At 76.6% G+C, this 2,785-nt stretch carries 1 protein-coding gene; it reads right to left on the reverse strand.

Annotation, left to right across the window (positions count from 1 at the left end; translation table 11 throughout):
• Positions 1 to 2,785, reverse strand: a 2,785-nt coding sequence (locus ACWGKU_RS40815; RefSeq protein ID WP_452191829.1) for a type I polyketide synthase, incomplete at both ends; no start/stop codon positions are given.

Raw genomic sequence — 2,785 nt, forward strand, 5'->3', positions numbered from 1 at the left:
GGCCACCTCGACCGCGAACAGCCCGGCCTGCGCCCACACCGTCCGGTCCAGATCCTCGACGCCGTCGAACACCACGTCCCCGACCGGCCGGTCGAGGAGCAGGTCCAGCTCCGCGCAGACCGCGTCGAAGGCCGCCGCGAAGGCCGGGAAGGCCTCGTAAAGGCCCCGGCCCATACCGACCCGCTGCGCACCCTGTCCCGTGAACAGGAACGCCGTCTGGCCTTCGACCGTCGCACCGGCGACCACGTGCGCCGACGGGGTGCCCGTCGTCACGGTGTCGAGCCCCTCGGCGAGGTCCGCCGCGTCCGCTCCGAGCACGACCGCGCGGTGGGCGAGCGCGGCCCGGCCGAGCAGGGCGTGGCCGAGGTCGGCCGGGTCCGGCTGCGGCCGACCGTCGGCCCCGTCGCCGGAGCCGAGGAAGGCCGCGAGCCGCTCGGCCTGGGCCCGCAGGGCGGGTTCGGTCCTGCCCGACAGCAGCCAGGGGACCACCGGCGGCGCCGCCGCCGTCCGCTCGGCCGGGGCAGGGCTCGGCACGGCCTCGATGATGACGTGGGCGTTGGTGCCGCTGATGCCGAAGGAGGACACGCCCGCGCGGCGCGGCCGACCGTCCTCCGGCCACGGCCGGGCCCGCGTCAGCAGCTCGACCGCGCCCGCCGACCAGTCGACGTGCGGGGTGGGCTCGTCCACGTGCAGCGTGGCCGGGAGGACGCCGTGACGCATCGCCATGACCATCTTGATGATCCCGGCGACGCCGGCGGCGGCCTGGGTGTGCCCGATGTTGGACTTGATCGAGCCCAGCAGCAGCGGGCTGCCCTCCGGCCGCCCCTGACCGTACGTGGCCAGCAGCGCCTGCGCCTCGATCGGGTCGCCGAGGCGGGTGCCGGTGCCGTGCGCCTCGACCACGTCCACGTCGGCGGTGGTCAGTCCGGCGGTGGCCAGTGCCTGGCGGATCACCCGCTCCTGTGCGGGGCCGTTGGGCGCGGTGAGGCCGTTGGAGGCGCCGTCCTGGTTGACGGCGCTGCCGCGCACCCGCGCCAGCACCCGGTGCCCGAGCCGCCGGGCGTCCGACAGCCGCTCGACCAGCAGCACGCCGACGCCCTCGCCCCAGCCCGTACCGTCCGCCGCGGCCGCGAAGGCCTTGCAGCGGCCGTCCGAGGCGAGCCCGCCCTGGCGGTCGAACTCGCCGAAGGTGGCCGGCGAGACCATCACCGTGACACCGCCCGCGAGCGCCATCGCGCACTCGCCGCGCTGCACCGCCTGGGCCGCCAGGTGGAGTGCCACCAGGGACGACGAGCAGGCGGTGTCCACCGTCACCGCCGGCCCCTCCAGGCCGAAGGAGTAGGCGACCCGGCCCGAGATCACGCTGTTGGCGGTGCCGGAGAGCAGGTGCCCCTCGGCTCCCTCGAAGCCGTGCGCGCCGCCCCCGCCGTAGCCGGAGGAGGAGGCGCCGACGAAGACACCGATCTGCCGGCCGCGCATCGAGCGCGGGTCCAGCTCGGCGGACTCGAAGGCCTCCCAGGCGGCTTCCAGCAGCAGCCGCTGCTGGGGGTCCATCGCCAGCGCCTCGCGCGGCGAGATGCCGAACAGCCCGGCGTCGAAGCCGGTCGCCCCGGCGACGAAGCCGCCCTGCCGGGCGTACGAGTCCTCGGCGTCCGCGAACGCCCAACCGCGGTCGACGGGGAAGCCGGAGATGCCGTCGGCGCCGGTGGCGACCAGCTCCCACAGCTCGTTCGGAGAGGCGATGCCGCCGGGGTAGCGGCAGCTCATCCCGACGATCACGATCGGGTCGTCGGTGCCGGGAGCGGCCCCGCCGTCGACCCGGACCGCCTCCGGAGCGGCGTCCGGGCCGTCCAGGTCGTCCAGATCCTCCAGCAGTTCACCGGCCAGGTGCTCGGCCAGCTCGCCGGGGGTCGGGTGGTCGAAGACCAGGGTGGCCGGCAGGGCCAGGCCCGTCTCGGTGCCCAGGGCGTTGCGCAGTTCCACCGCGGTCAGCGAGGTGAAGCCCAGGTCCCGGAAGGCCCGGTCCGCTCCGACGGCCTCGGCGGTGCCGTGTCCGAGCACCGTGGCGGCCCGCGCCCGCACCAGGTCCAGCAGGATCCGGCCCCGCTGCGGGACCGGGGCCGCCGCGAGCCGGCGCACCAGGGCGGTGCCGCCCTCGGTGGCGGGCTCCTCCGCGGCCGGCCGCTGGGCCGCCTCGGGCAGGTCGGCCAGCAGCGGGCTGGGGCGGCTGGAGGTGAACGCCGGGGCGAACCGCTCCCAGTCCACGTCCGCGACCACCACGCAGGTTTCCCGCCGGTCCACCGCCCCGGCGAGCGCGGTGACGGCCAGCTTCGGGTCCAGGGCGGGCAGTCCGCGCTTGCGCAGGAAGTCCTCCGCCTCGCCGCGCACCGCCATCCCGGCCTCGGCCCAGGGGCCCCAGGCCACCGAGAGACCCGCCAGGCCGCGCGAGCGCCGCTGCTGGACCAGCGCGTCCAGGTAGGCGTTGGCGGCGGCGTAGAGCCCCTGCCCGCCGCTGCCCCAGACGCCCGCGATGGAGGAGAAGGTGACGAACAGTTCCAGGTCCAGCCCGGCGGTGAGCTCGTCCAGGTGCGCCGCGCCGGTGACCTTGCCACCGGTGGAGGTGCGCACGTCCGCGGGGCCGGTCCAGTCCAGCGGTGCGGTCTCGGCGACGCCGGCCGCGTGCACCACGCCGGTCAGCGGGAACTCGGCCGGAATCGCGTCGAGCACCGCCGCCAGCGCCGCCCGGTCGGCGGCGTCGCAGGCGGCGACCGTCACCCGGGCACCC

The sequence above is a fragment of the Kitasatospora sp. NPDC054768 genome (genome assembly GCF_053612025.1).